18 protein-coding genes are annotated in these 21,297 nt (G+C 59.5%); 4 read left to right on the top strand and 14 right to left on the bottom strand.

The window, feature by feature from the left end; genetic code table 11:
* Positions 1-7 precede the first annotated feature (7 nt).
* A complete protein-coding gene (gene tesB, locus AC6I7Z_RS05160) occupies positions 8-871 on the top strand; it encodes an acyl-CoA thioesterase II (protein WP_497813380.1) in 864 nt (287 codons plus the stop codon).
* A 96-nt stretch (positions 872-967) separates the two neighbouring features.
* On the opposite strand, the gene amtB is transcribed toward tesB, so the two are convergent.
* From amtB to AC6I7Z_RS05135, 5 genes are all read right to left on the bottom strand, one after another.
* Positions 968-2,254 carry an ammonium transporter AmtB gene (gene amtB / locus AC6I7Z_RS05155; protein ID WP_497813379.1) on the bottom strand — a complete coding sequence of 429 codons (1,287 nt, stop codon included), beginning with the start codon at positions 2,252-2,254 and terminating at the stop codon, positions 968-970.
* 33 nt (positions 2,255-2,287) lie between these two features.
* The gene (glnK, locus tag AC6I7Z_RS05150) at positions 2,288-2,626 is read right to left on the bottom strand and encodes a P-II family nitrogen regulator (RefSeq protein WP_033752690.1); all 339 of its coding nucleotides are present in this window, start codon (positions 2,624-2,626) and stop codon (positions 2,288-2,290) included.
* A 257-nt stretch (positions 2,627-2,883) separates the two neighbouring features.
* Entirely contained in the window at positions 2,884-4,659 is a 1,776-nt protein-coding gene (locus tag AC6I7Z_RS05145; RefSeq protein WP_497813378.1) for a SmdB family multidrug efflux ABC transporter permease/ATP-binding protein, read from the bottom strand.
* Positions 4,646-6,421: a SmdA family multidrug ABC transporter permease/ATP-binding protein gene (locus AC6I7Z_RS05140; RefSeq protein ID WP_497813377.1), complete on the bottom strand. Its 1,776-nt coding sequence runs from the start codon at positions 6,419-6,421 to the stop codon at positions 4,646-4,648. Before AC6I7Z_RS05140 ends, AC6I7Z_RS05145 begins: the two co-directional genes overlap by 14 nt.
* A 23-nt stretch (positions 6,422-6,444) precedes the next feature.
* Positions 6,445-6,906, bottom strand: coding sequence for an Lrp/AsnC family transcriptional regulator (locus tag AC6I7Z_RS05135; protein ID WP_033752695.1), 462 nt, complete (start codon positions 6,904-6,906; stop codon positions 6,445-6,447).
* Positions 6,907-7,021: 115 nt separating this feature from the next.
* On the opposite strand from AC6I7Z_RS05135, the gene AC6I7Z_RS05130 reads away from it, so the two are divergent.
* On the top strand, positions 7,022-8,053 hold the full coding sequence (locus tag AC6I7Z_RS05130; protein ID WP_497813376.1) for a PLP-dependent cysteine synthase family protein: 1,032 nt from the start codon (positions 7,022-7,024) through the stop codon (positions 8,051-8,053).
* Positions 8,054-8,087: 34 nt separating this feature from the next.
* Here the strand turns inward: AC6I7Z_RS05130 and cof are convergent, their stop codons facing one another.
* The gene (gene cof, locus AC6I7Z_RS05125; protein WP_497813375.1) at positions 8,088-8,909 is read right to left on the bottom strand and encodes an HMP-PP phosphatase; all 822 of its coding nucleotides are present in this window, start codon (positions 8,907-8,909) and stop codon (positions 8,088-8,090) included.
* Between the two features lie 92 nt (positions 8,910-9,001).
* Between cof and AC6I7Z_RS05120 the strand changes: the two genes are divergently transcribed.
* Together AC6I7Z_RS05120 and queC are read left to right on the top strand one after the other, a co-directional pair.
* A complete protein-coding gene (locus AC6I7Z_RS05120) occupies positions 9,002-10,684 on the top strand; it encodes an SgrR family transcriptional regulator (RefSeq protein WP_497813374.1) in 1,683 nt (560 codons plus the stop codon).
* Between the two features lie 74 nt (positions 10,685-10,758).
* Positions 10,759-11,454, top strand: a complete 696-nt coding sequence (gene queC / locus AC6I7Z_RS05115; RefSeq protein WP_216492256.1) for a 7-cyano-7-deazaguanine synthase QueC — start codon at positions 10,759-10,761, stop codon at positions 11,452-11,454.
* A 39-nt stretch (positions 11,455-11,493) separates the two neighbouring features.
* Here the strand turns inward: queC and AC6I7Z_RS05110 are convergent, their stop codons facing one another.
* The 8 genes from AC6I7Z_RS05110 to tig form a co-directional block, all read right to left on the bottom strand.
* On the bottom strand, positions 11,494-11,892 hold the full coding sequence (locus tag AC6I7Z_RS05110; RefSeq protein WP_048783350.1) for a YbgC/FadM family acyl-CoA thioesterase: 399 nt from the start codon (positions 11,890-11,892) through the stop codon (positions 11,494-11,496).
* Between the two features lie 104 nt (positions 11,893-11,996).
* Positions 11,997-12,320, bottom strand: a complete 324-nt coding sequence (locus tag AC6I7Z_RS05105) for a ComEA family DNA-binding protein (protein WP_497813373.1) — start codon at positions 12,318-12,320, stop codon at positions 11,997-11,999.
* 139 nt (positions 12,321-12,459) lie between these two features.
* On the bottom strand, positions 12,460-14,328 hold the full coding sequence (gene ppiD / locus AC6I7Z_RS05100) for a peptidylprolyl isomerase (RefSeq protein WP_497813372.1): 1,869 nt from the start codon (positions 14,326-14,328) through the stop codon (positions 12,460-12,462).
* Between the two features lie 246 nt (positions 14,329-14,574).
* Positions 14,575-14,850: a nucleoid-associated protein HU-beta gene (gene hupB, locus AC6I7Z_RS05095; RefSeq protein WP_033752705.1), complete on the bottom strand. Its 276-nt coding sequence runs from the start codon at positions 14,848-14,850 to the stop codon at positions 14,575-14,577.
* Positions 14,851-15,064: 214 nt separating this feature from the next.
* Positions 15,065-17,419, bottom strand: a complete 2,355-nt coding sequence (lon, locus tag AC6I7Z_RS05090; RefSeq protein WP_497813371.1) for an endopeptidase La — start codon at positions 17,417-17,419, stop codon at positions 15,065-15,067.
* Positions 17,420-17,609: 190 nt separating this feature from the next.
* Positions 17,610-18,881, bottom strand: a complete 1,272-nt coding sequence (clpX, locus tag AC6I7Z_RS05085; RefSeq protein ID WP_033752707.1) for an ATP-dependent protease ATP-binding subunit ClpX — start codon at positions 18,879-18,881, stop codon at positions 17,610-17,612.
* 127 nt (positions 18,882-19,008) lie between these two features.
* Positions 19,009-19,632 (bottom strand): ATP-dependent Clp endopeptidase proteolytic subunit ClpP, encoded by a 624-nt coding sequence (gene clpP, locus AC6I7Z_RS05080; protein WP_033788807.1) that lies wholly within the window; start codon positions 19,630-19,632, stop codon positions 19,009-19,011.
* Positions 19,633-19,965: 333 nt separating this feature from the next.
* On the bottom strand, positions 19,966-21,270 hold the full coding sequence (tig, locus tag AC6I7Z_RS05075; protein ID WP_033788806.1) for a trigger factor: 1,305 nt from the start codon (positions 21,268-21,270) through the stop codon (positions 19,966-19,968).
* Positions 21,271-21,297: the final 27 nt, after the last annotated feature.

The following is a 21,297-nucleotide window of genomic DNA, read 5'->3' as shown; positions in this document are numbered from 1 at the left end:
TTGCACTATGAGCCAGGCGCTGCAAAATCTGCTGAATTTATTAAATCTGGAAAAGCTGGAAGAGGGTCTCTTTCGCGGCCAGAGCGAAGATTTAGGACTGCGTCAGGTGTTTGGCGGTCAGGTGGTCGGCCAGGCGCTCTACGCGGCGAAACAGACCGTGCCGGAAGAGCGTATTATCCACTCTTTCCACAGCTACTTTTTACGGCCGGGCGACAGCAAAAAAGGCATTATTTACGATGTGGAAACCCTGCGCGACGGCAAAAGCTTTAGCGCGCGCCGCGTCAGCGCGGTGCAGAACGGACAGCCTATTTTCTATATGACCGCCTCTTTCCAGGCGCCCGAGAGCGGCTTCGAGCATCAGAACGCGATGCCTGACGTGCCCGGCCCGGAGACGCTGGCGTCGGAGCAGGATCTGGCGCAAAAAATGGCGCATCTGCTGCCGGAAAAGGTGCGGGAGAAGTTTATCGCCGAGCGGCCGCTGGAGATACGCCCGGTTCAGATCCACAATCCGCTGAAAGGCCGCGTCGACGAGCCGCTACGTCAGGTCTGGATCCGCGCCAACGGCGAGCTGCCTGCCGATCTGCGCATTCACCAGTACCTGCTGGGCTACGCCTCCGATCTCAACTTTCTGCCGGTGGCGCTGCAGCCGCACGGCAAAGGATTTCTTGAGCCGGATATGCAAGTCGCCACCATCGACCATTCGATGTGGTTTCACCGCCCGTTCAACTTCAGCGACTGGCTGCTCTACAGCGTGGTGAGCACCTCAGCCTCCGGAGCGCGCGGTTTTGTGCGCGGCGAGTTCTATAACCAGCAGGGCGTGCTGGTCGCTTCGACCGTGCAGGAAGGGGTGATGCGTCAGCGCAGCGAATAAGCGTTCAGGCCGCGCAAAGGCAAAAAAATAAGGGGCGAATCGTCGCCCCTTTTGGTTTTTTGTTGTTTTAGCGCACTGCTTCTCTTGCCTGACGACTTACTGGTTGTAAGCGTTCTCGCCGTGGCTGTTGACGTCCAGACCTTCGCGCTCCTGCTCTTCCGGCACGCGCAGGCCGACAATCATATCCGCCAGCTTAAAGCCGATGAAGGCGACCACCGCAGACCAGACGATCGTTACGCCAACGCTGAGCAGCTGCACCCATACCTGATGGCCCATGGTGACGCCTTCCGCATAGCCGACGCCGCCCAGCGAAGAAGAGGCGAACACGCCGGTCAGGATACAGCCGACGATGCCGCACACGCCGTGCACGCCGAAGACGTCGCACGGGTCATCCACGCGCAGCATTCTCTTCAGCGAGGTCACGCCCCACAGGCCGGCCAGACCGCCCACCAGGCCGATAATCAGCGCACCGCCGACGCCTACATAGCCGCAGGCTGGAGTAATAGCCACCAGGCCGGCGATAAAGCCCGAGCAGGCGCCCAGCAGCGACGGTTTGCCGCGTACCGCCCACTCGCCGAAGGTCCATGACAGCACCGCGCCTGCGGTCGCCACCACGGTGTTCAGGAAGGCCAGCGCGGCAATTTCGTTAGCGGCGGAGGCGGAGCCGGCATTGAAGCCGAACCAGCCCACATAGAGGATCGCCGTGCCGGTGAAGACCATTGGCAGGTTATGCGGTTTGAACGCCTCTTTGCCGAAGCCGGCGCGTTTGCCCACCAGATAGGCGCCCACCAGACCCGCGATAGCGGCGTTGATATGCACCACGGTGCCGCCAGCGAAGTCCAGCGCGCCATCCTGCGCAAGGAAGCCGCCCGCCCAGACCATGTGCGCAATCGGCAGATAGGCCAGCGTCACCCACACGCCGACAAAAATCAGCACGGCGGAGAAGCGAATACGCTCGGCGATGGCGCCGACGATCAGACCCACGGTGATACAGGCGAACGACGCCTGGAACGCCACGTGGATATACTGATAGAAGCTGCCCATGACCGCTTTCAGCTCGATGTTTTTCAGCATCGCCCACTGGAAGCTGCCGAAGAAGGCGTTGCCTTCGCTAAAGGCCAGCGAATAGCCGTACACAATCCACAGCACGCAGACCAGGGCAAAGGTCACCGCCACCTGCGTCAGCATAGAGAGCACGTTTTTGCCGCGGATCAGACCGCCGTAAAACAGCGCAATCCCTGGAATCGTCATAAACAGCACCAGCGCGGTGCAAATCATCATAAATGCGTTGTCGGCCTTATCCGCTACGGCAGGCGCAGCCATCGCCAGCGACGGTAACAGCGACAGGCTGATGAGGCCCAACAAGGTGAGTGCTTTATTCATTTTTTTCCATCCCATCAGATAACGTAGCCGAAATTAGAGCGCTGCTTCGTCGGTTTCACCGGTACGAATACGGATAACGCGCTGCAGCTCGGCGACAAAAATTTTGCCGTCACCGATCTTGCCGGTGTAGGCCGCTTTGCTGATCACATCCACCACTTCGTCGAGCTGGTCGTCGGCGATCGCAACGTCGATCTTGACCTTGGGCAGAAAGTTCACGCTGTACTCGGCGCCGCGATAGAGCTCTGCATGGCCTTTCTGGCGACCGAACCCTTTAACCTCAGAGACGGTCAGCCCCTGAATGCCGATAGAGGAGAGAGCTTCGCGCACATCCTCCAGTTTGAACGGTTTGATGACCACGGTAACCAGCTTCATTGCATCCCCTCCGGGTAATAGACAAGTGAGTCGCCTCAGACACGCAGAGACAGAAGCAAAGGTTGTGCCAGGAATGAAAACGCGCAGGCGACGCGGCTAAAATGCAGCCCGGCCCGGCTTGAATTGGCAAAAGAAGAGAGCGGGAAAAGAAAAGCGAAACCAGAGGCTAAATAAACTGCACTTCTTTGGTGCTTACGGCCTCAAAGAAGTGCAAAGAGTGGGAACATTCTGATAAATGCGCGCAAAAAAGGTGCAATTTACGCGATGGTGGCGACCGCCTTGCCCGACGCGAGTTCATCGCCCGCCTGCTGCAGTTGATACATCTGCCAGTAGCGTCCCTGTCGCGCCAGCAGCGCGGCGTGATCGCCCTGCTCTACCACCTGACCGCGATGCAGCACCAGAATCGTGTCGGCTTCAGTAATGGTCGACAGACGATGGGCGATCACCACCAGCGTAGTGTGCTGGCGCAGCCTGCTCAGCGTTTGCTGAATCGCCTGCTCGGTGCCGGAATCGATATTGGCGGTCGCCTCGTCGAGGATAAGAATTTGCGGCATATCCACCAGCACGCGCGCCAGCGCCAGCAGCTGCTTCTGCCCGACCGACAGGTTATTGCCCTGCTCGCCCAGCCGCGTATGAATGCCGTCTGGCAATGCGCGCGCCAGCGAGTCGAGCCGGACCTGCTCCAGCGCCTGCCAGACCGCCTCTTCGCTGATATCCCGGCCGAGGCGCACGTTAGCCAGCAGGCTGTCCGCCAGCACCACCGGATCCTGCTGCACCATGGCGATGCCGCGACGCAGCGTCTGATGGCTGAGTTCACCAATGGGACGATCGTCCAGCCAGATTTCGCCGCGCGTCGCCGGGTAGTAGCCCATCAGCAAATTGGCGAGGGTGCTTTTACCGCTGCCGGTATGGCCGACCAGCGCCACGAAACTGCGCGCCGGCACCTCAAGGTTAATATCGCTCAGCACCTCGCGATCGGCGCGATAGGCGAAACTCAGCTGACGCAGCGAGATGCGTCCCGATGCCAAAGGGCGATCGTCGCTGCCGTAGCGCTGCTGCGCGGCATCCATCAGCTCAAATATGCGTTCGCCCGACACCACCGCCTGCTGCAGCATCGACTGCTGCGTCGTGAGTTCGATCAGCGGTTCGTTAAGGCGACCAAGATAGGTGATAAAGGCATAGAGCACGCCGACTTCAAAAATGCCCGGCGAGGAGAAGCTGAACAGCATCAGCAGCCCGCAGAGGATCATTGCCGAAAACAGGCTGAGCAGCGGACGCAGCAGAAAACCATCGAGCCGCAGCGTCTGCATGCGCGCCTGGTAGTGCGAGCGGCTGGCCTGGCTCATGCGCTCGCCGAAGCGCGCCTGCTGGCGAAACTGCTGGATCACGCTCATGCCGTTGATCACTTCGTTAAAGCCGTTGTTGATATCCGCCAGATAGCTGCGCACGCGGCGCGCGATGGGCGTGCTGTAGCGCTGATAAATCAGCATTACCGTCAGCACCAGCGGGAAGATCGCCATCGCCACCAGCGCCATGCGCCAGTCGAGGCTAAACATCGCCACCATCATCGCGCCGATCAGCGCCGCGCTGCGCAGCACCGTGGCCACCACCGTTACGTAGAGATCCCTGATCACCTCGGTATCATTGGTGACGCGCGAGATAATCTGTCCGACCGGCTGGGTGTCGAAGGCGCTGAGCGGCTGACGCAGCGCCGCGTCCATCACGTCGCTGCGCAGCTGCTGCACGACGCCGATCGCCGCGCGGTTAAACAGCAGCGCCTGAAAATAGTGCAGCCCCGCCGCCAGCAGCTGCAGGAGAATAAAGCCCGTCACCAGCCCGGCGACGATGCCCCAGGGCATCTGATGTTTCGCCACCAGGTTATCGATAAAGTAGCTGACCAGCACCGGTCCGGTCACCTCGGCCGCGGCGGCGATCCAGAGCAGACCGACCGCCAGGCTCAGCGATTTGCGCCACGGCCTGCCGTAGGCGAGCAGCCGCTTCAGCGTCGGCCATAAGCGTTTAGAGGTCGCCATCGAGCGCTCCTTTTGCCGATTCGTCTTCGTCCAGCGCCGCCTCGAGCTGCTGATAGCGATACATATCGCGATACCAGCCCGGCTGCGCCGCCAGCGCGTCATGATCGCCGCGCTGGGCGATCTCGCCCTGCTGCAGCACCAGAATTTCGTTCGCCTCCGCCAGCGCCGACAGGCGATGCGCGCTGATAATCAGGGTGCGGCCCCGGCCCCAGAGGCGCAGGTTGTGCAGAATATCGTGCTCGGTGCGGCCGTCGACCGCCGACAGGGCATCGTCGAGGATCAGGATCTCCGCGTCGAGCAGCAGCGCGCGCGCTATAGAGAGCCGCTGCTTCTGGCCGCCGGACAGCATCACGCCACGCTCGCCCACTTCGGTGGCGTAACCCTGCGGCAGCCGCAGGATATCCTCATGCACGCAGGCCAGCGTCGCCGCGCGCTCAATCTCCGCCTGGGTGGCGTCAGGCTTGCCCAGCGCGATATTGCTCGCCACGCTGTCGGAGAAGAGGAACGGCGTCTGGCTGACGACCGCCAGCCGGCTGCGCCAGCTGTCGATGCGCAGCTGCGTCAGGGGAATGTCGTGATAGCGGATATCCCCTTCGTCGATATCAAAATGGCGCTGCAGCAGGCTGAGCAGCGTGCTTTTTCCGCTGCCGGTCGGGCCGCACAGGCCCAGCATCTGCCCCGGTTTCAGCGCAAAGTTGAGGTTGCGCAGCACCGGCGCGGCGCTGGCCGGATAGCGAAACGCGCGGATCGAAGCCTCCAGCACGCCCGCTTCCGCCGGTGGTTCCCGATCGCCATCCTCGACGGCGGGCGCTTCCGCCAGCAGCGCGCCGATGCGGCTCCAGGCGGCGCTGCCGCGTTCGACGATATTGAACATCCACGCCAGCGCCAGCATCGGCCAGATCATCAGGCCGAGATACATCACAAAGCTGGTGAGCTGACCGAGCGTCAGCTGGCCGTGCCACACCATCCAGCTGCCGCCGCCAATCGCCAGCAGGTTCGAGAAGCCGATAGCGATATAGATGGTCGGGTCGAAACGGGCGTCGACGCGCGCCACGCGCAGGTTTTTCGCGCCGGTATCGCGCGCAATAGCGGAGAATTGATCCGACTGGTGCGACTCCAGGCCGAACGCCTTAATCATGCGGATGCTGGTCAGGCTCTCCTGCGTCTGGTCATTGAGGCTGGAGAAAGCCGCCTGCGCCAGCTTGAAGCGATCGTGCAGCTGGTTGCCGTAGCGGTGGATAAACAGCGCCATGATCGGCATCGGCACCAGCGACAGCAGCGTCAGCTGCCAGCTGATCTGCAGGCTCATCACCAGCAGCACCACGCAGCCCATCACCAGCGAATCCACCAGCGTCAGCACCCCTTCGCCGGCGGCGAACACCACGCGATCCACGTCGTTAGTGGCGCGCGCGATAAGATCGCCGGTGCGATGACGCAGATAAAAAGCGGGATGCTGGCGGCTGAGCTGGCGATAGAAATTTTCGCGCAGTTCGACGGCCAGCTGATAGGAGGCGCCGAACAGCAGCACGCGCCAGACGTAGCGCAGCAGATAGGTCGCCACGGCGGTCACCAGCATCACGCCGATCCACATCATAATGGCGCGCCCGCTCATGGTGTGATGCGTGACGCCATCGACGATCACGCCCACCAGATGCGGCGGCAGCAGCTGCAGGATAGCGATCACGATCAGGAGAGTGATCGCGCCCAGATAGCGTCGCCACTCGCGGATAAAATACCAACTTAACTGGCTGAATAGTCGCACTACGCTCTTCTCTTTCTTTTGCCTCAGGGGGCAACGGGTAACGCCGTGGTGTATTTAATCTCCTCCATGGCGAAGCTGGAGGTGACGTCGATCAGACCCGGCACGCTGTTAACCAGACGCTTATAAAAGTCGTCGTAGCGTTTCATATCCGCGACCTGAATGCGCAGCAGGTAGTCGAACTCGCCCGCCGTGCGGTAGAACGCCAGCACCTCTGGCATCTCCTGCACCGCCGTGACGAAGCGCTGATACCATTCGCGGCTGTGCTGCTGCGTTTTGACGAACATAAAAGCGGTTAGCGCCAGGCCGAGCTTCTCTGCATCCAGCAGCGCGACGCGCGCACGGATAATACCGTCATCCTCCAGCTTTTTCAGTCGCTTCCAGCATGGCGTGGTGGTGAGGTTGACGGCGTCCGCCAGCGCCTGCAGCGACAGCGTGCAGTCCCGCTGCAGCAGATCGAGTAAATGACGGTCAGTTTTATCTAACATTTCTCTCCTCGGGAGAATATTTTTCTCCAGGTGCGCCATTATAGCGGGAATAAAGCCAACTCTTTTTCCTGCCCGTGCCTTACAATCAGCGCATCTTTTCAGCCGGAATCGCCTCATGAGCAACTGGACTCGCCACGCCATTAATGAGATCAACGCGGACTTTCAACGCTCCGCCGAAACCCACCTGATTCGCTTTCGCCTGGCGGACTATCCCGGCATCGATCTCTATCTGAAAGATGAGAGTACCCATCCCAGCGGCAGCCTGAAGCACCGGCTGGCGCGATCGCTGTTTCTTTACGGGCTGGCGAACGGCTGGATCAATGAGAACAGGCCGGTGATCGAGGCCTCTTCCGGCAGCACCGCGGTCTCGGAAGCCTATTTCGCTCAGCTGCTCGGCCTGCCCTTTATCGCCGTTATGCCGGCGAGCACCGCAAAGCGCAAAATCGAGCAGATCCAGTTCTATGGCGGCCAGTGCCACTTCGTTACCGACCCGTGCGAGCTTTACAGCACCTCGATGCAGCTGGCGCGCGAGCTGAACGGCCATTTTATGGACCAGTTCACCTACGCCGAGCGCGCCACCGACTGGCGCGGCAATAATAACATCGCCGAGAGTATTTTCCGTCAGATGGCGCTTGAGCCTTGTCCCGTGCCGCATACGCTTATTATGGGCGCAGGTACCGGCGGCACCTCGGCGACGCTGGGCCGCTATATTCGCTATCAGGGCTTCGCCACGCGGCTGCTGGTGGTCGATCCCGAGCACTCGGTGTTTTACGATTACTGGCACAGCCGCGACGCGTCGCTGCGCAGCCCGCGCGGCAGCCAGATCGAAGGTATTGGTCGGCCGCGCGTCGAGCCCTCTTTTATGCCCGACGTGATTGACGAAATGATGAAGGTGCCGGACGGCGCCACGCTGGCGGCGATGCTGAAGCTGGCGCATATTATCGGCCGTAAGCCAGGCGCCTCAACCGGCACCAATTTCTGGGGCATGATGCAGGTGGCGAAGCGGATGCGGGCGAAAGGGGAACGGGGCGCGCTGGTGACGCTGATGTGCGACAGCGGCGAGCGCTATCCCGACAGTTATTACGATGAAGGCTGGGTCGCGCGGCAGTTTGGCGATATCAGCCGCTGGCAGCGCGAACTGGAATAAAATCGCGGACTCCCTGTCCGCTTCACTGTAATCCTCAGCATTCGGGGGAATACGCGAGGTGCGGCGTCGCCATCCAGTGATTTAAATAGTGAGACACCGCCTGTGTCTCGCAATGGCCGATAACCGGCAAATGGGGCAGCGCCGACTTGAGCTGGCTCATGGCGTTGCCCATCACAAACCCTTTCCCCACCAGTCCCAGCATTTCGCGGTCGTTCATGGCGTCGCCGAAGGCCATGCACTCCGCCAGCGGCAGCGAAAGATGCTGACACAGCATGGCGAGCGCGCTGCCTTTGTTGCAGTTGAGCGGCAACACCTCCAGACAGTCCAGCGCCGAGAAACAGATATGGGCGCGGTCGCCGAGCGCCGCCTCCAGCTGGGTTTTCAGCTGGCAAAGCACGTTGTGACTCTCGACAAAGCAGATTTTGGTGACCTGGTGCGCGGGAATGCTTTTCAGATCGCGCAGCTGATAGTGAAAGCCGCTCAGCGCATGCGCGTGCAGCATCTGCGGCGCAGGCACGTCGGTAAACCAGCCGTCGTCGTTGAAAACGTGCACCGTGGCGGTGCTCTCCCAGCGGCTGTGCAGCACCTCTTCCGCCACCGAAGGGGAGAGATCGCTGGCGAACAGCAGGTTGCCGTCGAGATCGTGCACGCGCGTGCCGTTGCCGGTGATCAGCCAGGCGGGCAGCGTGATGCGCTGCCGCAGGATCTGCATCTCCAGCAGGTGACGGCCGGTCGCGAAGGCCAGATGCACGTCGCGCTGATGCAGCGCCAGCAGGCTGGCTAACGTCTGCTGGCCCAGCTGATGGCTGGGCAGCAGCAGCGTGCCGTCCATATCGAATGCGGCAAGTCGCGCCATTGATCTCTCCCGTTGATAAGTTCGCATTTACTATCGCCTGGCAATCCCGGAACTAATAGTGAATACTTTTCGAAAACTGTTCCGGGTTTTCTATGCGCCAGCTAAATCGCCTTAATCAGTTCCAGCGCCTGTGGCAGCAGAGCCAGGGCGCCCCCCAACAGACCTGCGTGGCCGAGATGGCCAGCCGCTGCTTTTGCAGCGATCGCCACCTGCGCACCCTGCTGTCGCAGTGGCAGCATGCGGGCTGGCTGCGCTGGCAGGGCGAATCGGGGCGCGGCAAGCTGGGCACGTTGACCTTTCTTCGATCGCCCGAACAGCTGCGGCAACAGCTGCTGCAGACGCAGCTGCAGGCGGGCAACGCCGCCGAAGCGCTGCAGGTGCTGGATATGGCGCCGGAGCGGCTGGTGGATCTGCTGCGTCCGCTGATGGGCGGCCAGTGGCAAAACGACGCGCCGGTGCTGCGCATCCCCTACTATCGTCCGCTCGATTCCGTCGCGCCGCTGCAGATTGTCGGGCGCGCCGAACAGCACCTGACGCGTCAGCTCTTTTCCGGCCTGACGCGCTTCGAAGCGGATGAGCCGGTCGGCGATCTGGCGCATCACTGGCAGCACGCCGACGAGGGGCGCGTCTGGCTGTTCTGGCTGCGTCCGCAGCTGTTCTGGCATAACGACGAGCCGCTTCGGGCCGCGCAGCTGGTTGAGCAGTTTCAGCGCATTTTGCAGGACGCGCGCGCGCGGCGCCTGCTGGCGGACGTCACAAGCGTAGACGCGCCGCATCCGCTGGCGCTGCGCTTTCGGCTGAGCCGCAGCGACTACTGGCTGCCGTGGCGACTGGCGCATCAGCTCTGTTTGCTGCCCCATCCGCAGCAGCCGCGCCTCGGCAGCGGCCCCTGGAAGCTGGCGCATTTTACGCCCGAGCTGGTGCGTATTGAGAGCCATACGCGCTGTCACCTGCCGCTGCCGCTGATGCAGGCTGTTGAGTACTGGATTACGCCGACGCTGTTCGATCGCGCGCTCGGCACCAGCTGCCGCCATCCGGTGCAGATCGCCATTGGCGATGCGGCGGATCTGGCGTCGCTGCGTCCGGTCAGCCGCAGCATCAGCCTCGGCTTTTGCTATCTCGCCTGTCGCCCGCGCGCCGGCTTTAGCCCGGCGCAGGCGCGTCGTCTGCTCCGCCTGCTGCAGCAAAGCGGCATCGTTGCGCAGCTGCCGCTGGAAGAGGGGCTGATTACGCCGAGCAAAGAGCTGCTGCCGGGCTGGCCGGTGCCGCCGGTGGAGGATGAGGCGCCGCATCTGCCGCCGCGCCTGACGCTGCACTACCAGCTGCCGGTCGAACTGCATGAGATGGCGCAGGCGCTGTGTGATCTATTGCGCGCGGAGGGCTGTGAGCTCACCCTGATCTTTCACGACGTGAAAAGCTGGCAGAGCAGCGAGGATCTGGCGCAGGCCGATCTGGTGATGGGCGACCGGCTGATCGGCGACGCGCCGCTGTTTACGCTGGCAAGCTGGCTGGAGATCGACCAGCTGTGGCCTGCGGAAACCAGCCATCGTCTGCGCGAACAGCTGTCGGCGATACAGCGGCTGGCCGACGGCAATGCGCGCCGCGCCGCGCTGCGCCAGCTCTACCACAGCCTGATGCGCGACGGCCTGCTGCTGCCGCTGTTCAACTATCGCTATCAAATCTTCGCGCCCCCAGGCGTAGAGGGCATCCAGCTGAATACCCTCGGCTGGTTCGACTTCAGCCGCGCCTGGGTTCCGCCGCCGCTGACGGCGTAAAGCCGCGCTTCGCGCTGTTCAGCGGGCGGGAGAGTGATTACCATAGGCGCAAAATTTTCGACCAGGACAATATGATGAAACGAGCCGTTGTAGTCTTTAGCGGTGGACAAGACTCCACCACCTGCCTGATCCAGGCGTTGCAGCAGTATGACGAGGTGCACTGCGTCACCTTCGACTACGGCCAGCGCCATCGCGAAGAGATCGACGTCGCCCGCGCGCTGGCGCTGAAGCTGGGGGCGCGCGCCCATAAGGTGCTCGACGTCACCCTGCTGAACGAGCTGGCGGTAAGCAGCCTGACCCGCGACAACATTCCGGTCCCCTCTTACGATCCCGCCGCCAGCGGCCTGCCGAGCACCTTTGTGCCGGGACGCAATATTCTGTTCCTGACCCTCGCCTCGGTTTACGCCTATCAGGTCGAGGCGGAGGCGGTCATCACCGGCGTCTGCGAAACCGATTTTTCCGGCTATCCCGACTGCCGCGACGAGTTCGTCAAGGCGCTGAACCACGCGGTCAGCCTCGGCATGGCGCGCGAAGTGCGTTTTGAAACTCCGCTGATGTGGCTCAATAAAGCAGAGACCTGGGCGCTGGCCGACTACTGGCAAAGCCTGACGCTGGTACGCGAAGAGACGCTGACCTGCTATAACGGCGTCAAGGGCGACGGCTGCGGCGAATGCGCCGCCTGTCATCTGCGCGCGCGCGGCCTGAACGACTATCTCGCCGATCGCGACGCCGTGATGGCGGCGATGAAAAGCAAAAGCGGCCTGGTCTGATATCGGCGCGGCGCCGCTCAGACGCGCCGCGCTGTTGATTCAGGCGGAGAAGGCCTCCAGCCGCGCGCGCAGCTCGCTCTCCAGCGCGACCGCTTTCTGCGTGCGCAGATCGATGCAGACAAAGGTCAGCGCCGCATCCGCCACCAGGGTTTCGCTTCCCGCCAGCGTTACGCGCTGAGTAATCACGCCGCTTTTTCCGTTCAGCTGCGTCATTTCGCTGTGAATCGCCAGAACGTCGCCCAGCACAGCCGGGCGACGGTAGTTGATATTGATATTCACCACCACGAACGCCAGCTGCTGCTGCTGCAGCCAGTTGAACGCATCCGCCTCTTCGAGCCACTGCCAGCGCGCCTCTTCGAGAAATTCCAGATAGCGCGCATTGTTGACGTGCTGATACACGTCGAGGTGATAGCCGCGAACTTTAATCGTGGTCTGCATGCCTGACATCTCCTGTCGTTAAAGAGGACCTAACTGGTATGACCTCTTTAGCGTAGCAAAAGCCTTTTTGCCGCGCGGCAAAAGCGTCAGGGTTGCGTCTTAGCTCACAGTTTCAGCCGCTCGGCGTTACGTTCGATCAGCGAATTGCCAATGCCCGGCACCTCCTTTAGCTGTTCCACGGCGGTAAAAGGCCCGTACTGCTCGCGATAGCTGACAATCGCCTGCGCCTTTTTCAGCCCGACGCCGTTCATCGCCGCCGACAGCTGCTCGGCGGTCGCCTCGTTAATGCTGATTTTTTCGCCTGCCGCCTGCGCGGCCTGGGTCGTCGGCCTCTCACCAGCGGTTTCCGCCGCCGACAGGCTGGAATAGCCGAGCGCGCCGCCAAGCGCGAGGGTAAAGCAAAGAACTGACAATAGTGATTTAGACATGCTCTGTTTCTCCTTATGTTTAACAGCAAGGAGAGCGTGACAGAGAAGAGCGCAGGCCTCAAAAGGCAACATCCAGAAATGGAAAAGGCCGCGCAAGCGGCCTTTTCGGTTTTCACTGCAAAACACTCTTTTGCGAGCGTTACTGCATTTGCGCTGCGGCGCCGTATTTGATTTTGGCTTCTTTACGCAGGTTCGCGAGCAGCGCTTCGAACGCCAGCTGCGCGTTGTTCTGCGTCACGCCCTTAATCATTTCGTCTACCTGCTCCTGCGGCAGCGTACCGCTGCTGACCTTATCCAGCGCCACCAGCACCACATTGCCCTGCATATCTTCGCTCACGCCCCAGGACGTTTTACCGTCAACGGGCTGCGGCAGATTGAAGGCGGTCTGCGCGACCGGATCCTGGCTGTTACGGTCGACGGTTTTGCTGGCGCTCAGCGTCAGACCGGCCGTGTTCAGCGCATCCTGTTTGCCCGCTTTAAGATCGGCCAGCAGTTTGTCCGCCTGCGCCTTCGCCTGCTGTTGCGCTTTATCGTGCTTCAGCGTGTCGGCAATCTGCGCTTTTACCTCATCCAGCGGTTTAATCGCTTCAGGTTTGTGCTCGCTGATGCGCAGCACGAACGCGCGGTCGCCATCCACGGTAATCACGTCGGAGTTGTTGCCTGGCGCGCCGTTTTGTCCGGTCAGGCCGCCGTTGAAGATGGCGTTTTTCACCGCGTCAAAGTTCAGCTCCTGCGGCACGCTGTCGCGGCTGAACCAGCCGGTCTCAACTACTTTCAGGCCGGAAGCCTGCGCGGCGCCGGCCAGCGACTCATTGTCGTTGCTCGCCGCTTCGCTCACTTTCTGCTGCTGCTGGTAGAAGGCGTCGACCGCTTTCTCCTGCTTCGCTTTGTCGGCCACCGCGTCGCGCACTTCGGCCAGCGGTTTGATCTGCTCCGGCTGGATATCGTCCAGACGCACCACCAGGAAGCCGACCGACGATTTAATCACGCCCGAAAGCTGGCCTTTCTGCGTCAGTCCGGCGTTTTTCAGCTCGTCTGGCGTGGTCGCCGGCTCAAGCCAGCCCATATCGCCGCCCTTGCGCGCGGAGATAGGATCGATCGACTTGCTTTTCGCCAGCGCGGCGAAGTCCGCCCCGCCCTTCAGCTGCGCCAGCACGGCGCTGGCATCCGCCTCGGTTTTGGTCTGGATAACGCTGTAGCGGTTACGCTGCGGCTGGGTGTAGTCCGCTTTATGTTGGTCGTACCAGCTCTGAATGTCGGCGTCGCTGACGCTGGCCTGCATGCTGGCGGCATCCATTTTGATGTAGCTGACGCGGAACTGCTCCGGCGCCATAAAGTTGTTTTTATGCTGCTGATAGTATTGCGCGATCTCGTCGGCCGAGGCGGTTTGTTTCGCCGCCAGCGCGTTGACGTCGATCGTCGCCTGACGGATGTCGCGCTTCTGCGACACCAGATCCACCAGCTTGCTGGTTTCGCCTTTCAGCATAAAGTCGGTATTGGCGACGGCGTTGATCAGCTGCTGGGTCGCCAGCTGCTTGCGCAGCGCTTCCGCGTAGCGATCGGCGGTAAAGCCCATGCTGCTCAGCAGAGCGTTATATTTCGCGTTGTCGAACTTACCGTTAGTCTGGAACGCCTGCTGAGCGAAGATCGCCTGCTTGATCTGATCGTCACTGATAGTAATGTGGAGGTCGTTGATGTACTGATCGAGCAGCGCCTGATCCACCAGCTGCGACAGCGCCTGCTGACGCATCTGCTGCATAAAGCCGTCGTTGCCGGCAAGCTGCGAGAACTGATCGCCCAGCATCTGCTGCTGGCGGCTGCGCTCGCTGTTGAACGCCTGATCGAGCTGCGCGCGGCTGATTTCCTGTCCGTTGACTTTAGCGGCGTAATCGCTACCGCCGCCGATAAGGTAGTTGCCAACCCCGGTCAGCACGAAGGAGAGAATAATCAACCCCAAAATAACCTTGAGCACGACATGATTCGACGCCGCGCGTAAATTGTCCATCATGGTATGACAACGCTCCGCTGTAGTGTGGATATAAACCTCGGGCGCAACGCCTGTCGGATAAAGGCCGTTACGCAACTGCCATTTAGCCTGGCAGCTTCACTCCTGTTGAGACAAGTCTTAGCGCGATTTATCCCCGGATCCGAATAAAAAAGGCACATCAAATTTGATGTGCCCGTATGTTACATGAGAACGCATGAACCGTCCTCTAGTCCACGGAAGAAAATGCTTCTGCGGACAGGTGCGATGTCATGCGTTGACAGCGTCTTTCAGCGCTTTACCGGCGCGGAAGCCCGGCACTTTGCCAGCGGCAATGGTGATCTCTTTGCCGGTCTGCGGGTTGCGGCCGGTACGTGCGGCACGTTCGCGTACGGAGAAAGTGCCAAAGCCCACCAGAGCCACTTCGTCGCCGCCTTTCAGCGCGTCGGAAACAGAACTGGTGAATGCGTCTAAAACACGTCCCGCTGCTGCTTTAGAAATGTCAGCGTCTGCAGCAATTTTGTCGATCAACTGTGACTTATTCACTCTCTTCATCCCCTCTTTTATTATTTCACTTCACATCCGCGCGTCCTGCCGGATACGAATGCGCAGCACGTTATATCAAGCCTGTTGAGGCGAAACAACGGAATTCATCTTAATCGTTGATTCCGCAGCCCCCTAAATTAACGGCACTAAAAAAAGCTGGCAAGCGCTCATTCGCCTGCCAGCTTCGCTTTTTAATGCTTTATGTCGCTAATCACTATTTTGCGGTAGCAACCTGCATGCCGTAAGGGGCATTTTCCAGCGCAAGGCCTAACACTTCTTCGATGCGTTTCACCGGATGGATCTCCAGATCGGCGATAACGTTGGCCGGAATCTCTTCCAGGTCGCGTTTATTATCGTCCGGGATCAGCACCACTTTAATGCCGCCGCGATGGGCCGCCAGCAGCTTCTCTTTCAGGCCGCCGATCGGCAGCACCTGGCCGCGCAGGGTGATCTCGCCGGTCATCGCCACGTCGGAACGCACCGGGTTGCCGGTCAGACAGGAAACCAGCGCGGTACACATCGCGATACCTGCGCTCGGGCCATCCTTCGGCGTCGCGCCTTCCGGCACGTGAACGTGGATGTCGCGCTTCTCGTAAAAATCGCCGTTGATGCCCAGCTTTTCGGCGCGCGCGCGCACCACGGTCAGCGCCGCCTGGATCGACTCCTGCATCACCTCACCGAGCGAGCCGGTGTAGGTCAGCTTGCCTTTGCCCGGCACGCAGGCGGTTTCGATGGTCAGCAGATCGCCGCCTACTTCGGTCCACGCGAGGCCGGTCACCTGGCCGACGCGGTTTTCGCTTTCGGCGCGGCCATAGTCGAAGCGCTGTACGCCCAGGTAATCCTTGAGGTTCTCGCCATTGATGGTGATGTGCTTCTGCTCTTTATTCAGCAGCAGCGTTTTCACCGCTTTACGGCACAGCTTCGACAGTTCGCGCTCCAGGCTACGCACGCCCGCTTCGCGCGTGTAGTAGCGGATGATGCCGACGATGGCGCTGTCTTCCACTGTGATTTCGCTCTCTTTCAGGGCGTTACGCTCAATCTGCTTCGGCAACAGATGCTGCCTGGCGATATTAAGCTTCTCATCCTCGGTGTAACCAGAGAGGCGAATCACTTCCATACGATCCAGCAGCGGCGCCGGAATGTTCATGGAGTTGGACGTGGCGACGAACATCACGTCGGAGAGATCGTAATCCACTTCGAGGTAGTGATCGTTAAAGGCGATGTTCTGCTCGGGATCGAGCACTTCCAGCAGCGCGGAAGCGGGATCGCCGCGCATGTCGGACGACATTTTGTCGATCTCGTCCAGCAGGAACAGCGGGTTTTTCACCCCGACCTTCGCCATTTTCTGGATCAGTTTGCCCGGCATAGAGCCGATGTAAGTCCGGCGGTGACCGCGAATTTCCGCTTCGTCACGCACGCCGCCCAGCGCCATACGCACATACTTACGGCCGGTCGCCTTGGCGATCGACTGACCCAGCGAGGTTTTACCCACGCCCGGCGGTCCAACCAGGCAGAGGATCGGGCCTTTAATTTTGCTGACGCGGCTCTGCACGGCGAGATATTCCAGAATGCGGTCTTTGACGCGCTCCAGGCCATAGTGGTCGGTATCCAGCGTCTCCTGGGCCTTGCGCAGGTCTTTTTTCACCTTGCTGCGCGCGTTCCACGGCACCTGAACCATCCAGTCGATATAGCCGCGCACCACCGTCGCTTCGGCGGACATTGGCGACATCATTTTTAATTTCTGCAGCTCGGCTTCCGCTTTTTCACGCGCTTCGGTCGGCATTTTCGCCGCGTCGATTTTGCGCTTCAGGGCTTCGTACTCATCCGGCACGTCGTCCATTTCGCCCAGCTCTTTCTGAATGGCTTTCATCTGCTCATTCAGATAGTACTCGCGCTGGCTTTTCTCCATCTGCTTTTTCACGCGGTTGCGAATGCGCTTCTCAACCTGCAGCAGATCGATTTCCGACTCCATCATCGCCATGAGATATTCCAGACGCTCGTTCACGTCCGACATCTCCAGCACCGACTGTTTATCGGCTAATTTCAGCGGCATATGGGCCGCAACGGTGTCGGCAAGGCGCGCCGCATCGTCGATATTGTTCAGCGAGGTCAGCACCTCCGGCGGGATCTTTTTGTTCAGCTTGATATAGCCTTCAAACTGATTGATCGCCGTCCGTACCAGCACTTCCTGTTCGCGCTCTTCGATTTCCGGCGAGATCAGGTATTCCGCCTGCGCGGTAAAATGGTCGCCATTATCCGCCAGGGTAGTGATATGCGCGCGCTGCAACCCTTCAACTAAAACTTTGACGGTGCCGTCAGGCAGTTTCAGCATCTGCAGCACTGAGGCTACGGTCCCTACAGAGAAGAGATCGTTAATGCCAGGTTCATCCGTTGAAGCCTCTTTCTGGGCAACCAGCATGATCTTCTTGTCATGATCCATCGCCGCTTCGAGGCAACGAATCGATTTTTCCCGACCAACAAACAACGGAATTACCATGTGCGGATAAACCACCACGTCGCGCAGAGGCAACACGGGGATTTCAATGCGTTCAGAACGCTCAGGATTCATAGAGCTCTCTCTTAGTTAGTGTCCGCCAGGTGATGGGCACCGCATAATGCAGGGAATGTGCAGTTAAACCCACAGGATTATGAGTATATGGGGATGATCGTTCGACATTCAACGTCATGAGAGCGAGAAAAACAAAAGGGGAAAGAATTTTCCCCTTTTTTAATAATATCAACGCCCTTGCACTGGCGAATTATTCGCCAGACGCCTGGGCTTCATGCTTGCCGTAGATGAGCATCGGCTCTGACTGGCCTTCGATAACCGACTCGTCGATCACCACTTTTTCTACGTCTTCCATAGAAGGCAGATCGTACATGGTTTCCAGCAGCGCGCCTTCAACGATAGAACGCAGGCCGCGTGCGCCGGTTTTGCGCGACATCGCTTTTTTGGCGATGGCGGTCAGGGCTTCGTCGCGGAACTCCAGCTCGACCCCTTCCAGGTTGAACAACGCCTGGTACTGTTTGGTCAGGGCGTTCTTCGGCTCGCGCAGGATCTGAATCAGCGCCTCTTCGCTCAGCTCGTTGAGCGTCGCGACCACCGGCAGACGGCCGATGAATTCCGGGATCAGACCGAATTTGATCAGATCTTCAGGTTCAACCTGAGAGAGCAGCTCGCCTTCGCTCGCTTTTTCCGACTTGCCTTTCACCGTTGCGCCAAAACCGATACCGGAGCCGGTTTCCACGCGCTGGGAGATCACTTTATCCAGGCCCGCGAACGCGCCGCCGCAGATAAACAGAATCTTAGAGGTATCGACCTGCAAAAACTCCTGCTGCGGATGCTTGCGGCCGCCCTGCGGCGGAACGGCCGCCACGGTGCCTTCGATCAGCTTCAGCAGCGCCTGCTGCACGCCTTCGCCGGAGACGTCGCGCGTGATCGACGGGTTGTCCGACTTACGCGAGATTTTATCAATCTCATCGATGTAGACGATGCCGCGCTGCGCTTTCTGCACGTCATAGTCGCACTTCTGCAGCAGCTTCTGAATGATGTTTTCCACATCTTCGCCCACGTAGCCCGCTTCGGTCAGCGTGGTGGCGTCAGCCATGGTGAACGGCACATCCAGCAGGCGCGCCAGCGTCTCCGCCAGCAGGGTTTTACCGCTACCGGTCGGGCCAATCAGCAGAATGTTGCTTTTGCCCAGCTCGATGCCGTTGCTGGTATCGCCATTGCGCAGGCGTTTGTAGTGGTTGTACACCGCAACCGCCAGCACTTTTTTCGCCTTTTCCTGGCCGATAACATAATCATCGAGGTGATGGCGGATTTCGTGCGGCGTAGGCAGCGCGCTACGTTCGCGATGCGGGGCAACTTCTTTAATCTCTTCGCGAATGATGTCATTGCACAGATCGACACATTCGTCGCAGATATACACTGACGGCCCGGCAATCAGCTTACGCACTTCATGCTGGCTTTTGCCGCAAAAAGAGCAGTACAGCAACTTCCCTGAACCGTCTTTGCGCTTATCTGTCATCAGTTAACCTCTTCTTGTTCTCAGGCCATACTGGCGTACGGCGCAGGCCGTGCGGACACGGCCAATGTTCATTCAACTCAAACCCGTTTCCCAGTAACTATAGCGTAAGGAGCCGGGCAGATGAGTCTTATTCGCGATGCGTCAGGACGGAGTCGACTAAACCATACTCTACCGCTTCACTCGCCGAGAGGAAACGGTCGCGCTCGGTATCGCGCTCAATTTCTTCCAGCGATTTGCCGGTATGCTGCGCCATCAGCTCATTCATGCGCTGTTTCACTTTCAGGATCTCTTTCGCATGAATCTCAATGTCGGTCGCCTGACCCTGATAGCCGCCCAGCGGCTGGTGGATCATCACGCGCGAGTTCGGCAGGCAGAAACGCTTGCCTTTGGTGCCGGCGGTCAGCAGGAAGGCGCCCATTGAGCAGGCCTGTCCCATACAGATGGTGCTGACGTCGGGCTTGATAAACTTCATGGTGTCGTAAATCGACATGCCCGCGGTGATCACGCCGCCGGGAGAGTTAATATAAAGATAGATATCTTTCTCAGGGTTTTCCGCTTCCAGAAACAGCATCTGCGCCACGATCAGATTGGCCATGTGATCTTCAACCTGACCGGTCAGAAAGATGACGCGCTCTTTCAGCAGGCGGGAATAGATGTCGTAGGAACGCTCGCCGCGCGAAGTCTGTTCCACCACCATGGGCACCAGCGCATTGCGCGGCGCAGTAAATTCACGATCGCCACTGTATGACATTACCGTCTCCTGGATATAGTTCATTGGCATTCTGTACCGATTTTTTCTGAAGCGAGCCTGCTCTGCACCGCTCAGCTTCGTTTCCGACACCTTCAAGGACGGTTAATCAGCCAGTCTAACTCTCTTCTGCATACTCCCTCAATCTGGGGATACTGCACTGCTGTTTCAAGCATAACAACCTTTTCTCTATTCGCTAACCGGGAAAAAGCGCAACGTGAATAATTTGCCGGTTTATTAAGCAAATAGCGATATAACAGAGGAGATGACAGCGCAAAAACAAAAAAGCCCGCAACTTTGCAGCCGCGGGCTTAGCATTTCTGGTTAAATCAGCGATCAGGCAGCGGTGGTCTGATTCATCAGTTCCTGGAAGCTGGTCGCTTTCTCAGTCACTTTCGCTTTTTCCAGAACGGCTTCAACCGCCTGCTCTTCGAGCGCGACGTTGCGCATGTTGTTCATCAGCTCGTTGTTTTTGCTGTAGAACTCGATCACTTCCTGCGGATCTTCGTAAGCGGACGCCATCTCTTCGATCAGGGCGTTAACGCGCGCTTCGTCAGCCTTCAGCTCATGGGTGCGAATCACTTCGCCCAGCAGCAGACCGACAACAACGCGGCGTTTCGCCTGCTCTTCGAACAGCTCGCGCGGCAGTTCCAGCGCTTGCTTCTCATTGCCGCCGAAGCGCTGCGCAGCCTGACGACGCAGTACGTCGATTTCGCTGTCGATCAGCGCAGCTGGCACGTCGATGTCGTTGGCTTTCACCAGGCCGTCGATCGCCTGCGTTTTCACGCGGTTGCGGATGGCGCCTTTCAGCTCGCGATCCATGTTTTTACGCACTTCAGCGCGCAGACCTTCGATAGAACCATCTTCCACGCCGAAACGCTTGATGAACTCTTCGGTCAGTTCCGGCAGTTCGCGCGTTTCAACTTTCTTCAGCACGATGTCGAACTTCGCGTCTTTCCCTTTCAGGTTTTCCGCGTGGTAGTCTTCCGGGAATTTCACGTCGATAGTGAAGGTTTCACCCGCTTTATGACCCACGATGCCCTCTTCGAAGCCCGGGATCATACGGCCCTGGCCCATCGCCAGCACGAAGTCAGAGGCTTTGCCGCCTTCGAACTCTTCGCCGTCGACTGAACCGCTGAAGTCGATGGTCGCGCGATCTTCAGCAGTCGCCGCCGCATCGCTCTCTTTCCAGTTAGCCTGCTGCTTGCGCAGGGTGTCCAGCATGGCGTCGACGTCAGCGTCGGTCACTTCCACCAGCGGTTTTTCAACTTCGATGCTGTCCAGACCCTGCAGTTCAACTTCCGGATAGACTTCGAACTCGACCGCGTAGGTGAAATCTTCGCCTTCTTTATATTCGCCCGGCACGTAGTTCGGCGCGCCAGCCGGATTGATTTTTTCTTTGATGATGGCGTCAACGAAGTTGCGCGTCATCAGCTCGCCCAGCACGTCCTGGCGAACGGAAGCGCCGTAGCGCTGTGCGATGATATTGGCCGGCACTTTGCCTTTACGGAAACCATCGATACGGACTTTTTTCGCCACTTCCACCAGTTCTTTCTTCACTGCGCTTTCGATGCTGTCAGCGGGGACAGTAATCGTAATGCGACGGCCCAGACCCTGCGTGGTTTCTACTGAAACTGTCATCTTGTTACCTCAAAAAATCGCGTGCTC

This window comes from Pantoea sp. X-Soil-MYKO-1289, from assembly GCF_059730625.1.
The sequence above is the reverse complement of the archived record's forward strand: the minus strand, read 5'-3'. Positions and strand labels throughout refer to the sequence as shown.

Coding starts and splice junctions, on each gene's coding strand:
- tesB (WP_497813380.1), top strand. CDS start 8: ATGAGCCAGGCGCTGCAAAATCTGCTGAATTTATTAAATCTGGAAAAG.
- amtB (WP_497813379.1), bottom strand. CDS start 2,254: ATGAATAAAGCACTCACCTTGTTGGGCCTCATCAGCCTGTCGCTGTTA.
- glnK (WP_033752690.1), bottom strand. CDS start 2,626: ATGAAGCTGGTTACCGTGGTCATCAAACCGTTCAAACTGGAGGATGTG.
- AC6I7Z_RS05145 (WP_497813378.1), bottom strand. CDS start 4,659: ATGGCGACCTCTAAACGCTTATGGCCGACGCTGAAGCGGCTGCTCGCC.
- AC6I7Z_RS05135 (WP_033752695.1), bottom strand. CDS start 6,906: ATGTTAGATAAAACTGACCGTCATTTACTCGATCTGCTGCAGCGGGAC.
- AC6I7Z_RS05130 (WP_497813376.1), top strand. CDS start 7,022: ATGAGCAACTGGACTCGCCACGCCATTAATGAGATCAACGCGGACTTT.
- cof (WP_497813375.1), bottom strand. CDS start 8,909: ATGGCGCGACTTGCCGCATTCGATATGGACGGCACGCTGCTGCTGCCC.
- AC6I7Z_RS05120 (WP_497813374.1), top strand. CDS start 9,002: ATGCGCCAGCTAAATCGCCTTAATCAGTTCCAGCGCCTGTGGCAGCAG.
- queC (WP_216492256.1), top strand. CDS start 10,759: ATGAAACGAGCCGTTGTAGTCTTTAGCGGTGGACAAGACTCCACCACC.
- AC6I7Z_RS05110 (WP_048783350.1), bottom strand. CDS start 11,892: ATGCAGACCACGATTAAAGTTCGCGGCTATCACCTCGACGTGTATCAG.
- AC6I7Z_RS05105 (WP_497813373.1), bottom strand. CDS start 12,320: ATGTCTAAATCACTATTGTCAGTTCTTTGCTTTACCCTCGCGCTTGGC.
- ppiD (WP_497813372.1), bottom strand. CDS start 14,328: ATGATGGACAATTTACGCGCGGCGTCGAATCATGTCGTGCTCAAGGTT.
- lon (WP_497813371.1), bottom strand. CDS start 17,419: ATGAATCCTGAGCGTTCTGAACGCATTGAAATCCCCGTGTTGCCTCTG.
- clpX (WP_033752707.1), bottom strand. CDS start 18,881: ATGACAGATAAGCGCAAAGACGGTTCAGGGAAGTTGCTGTACTGCTCT.
- clpP (WP_033788807.1), bottom strand. CDS start 19,632: ATGTCATACAGTGGCGATCGTGAATTTACTGCGCCGCGCAATGCGCTG.
- tig (WP_033788806.1), bottom strand. CDS start 21,270: ATGACAGTTTCAGTAGAAACCACGCAGGGTCTGGGCCGTCGCATTACG.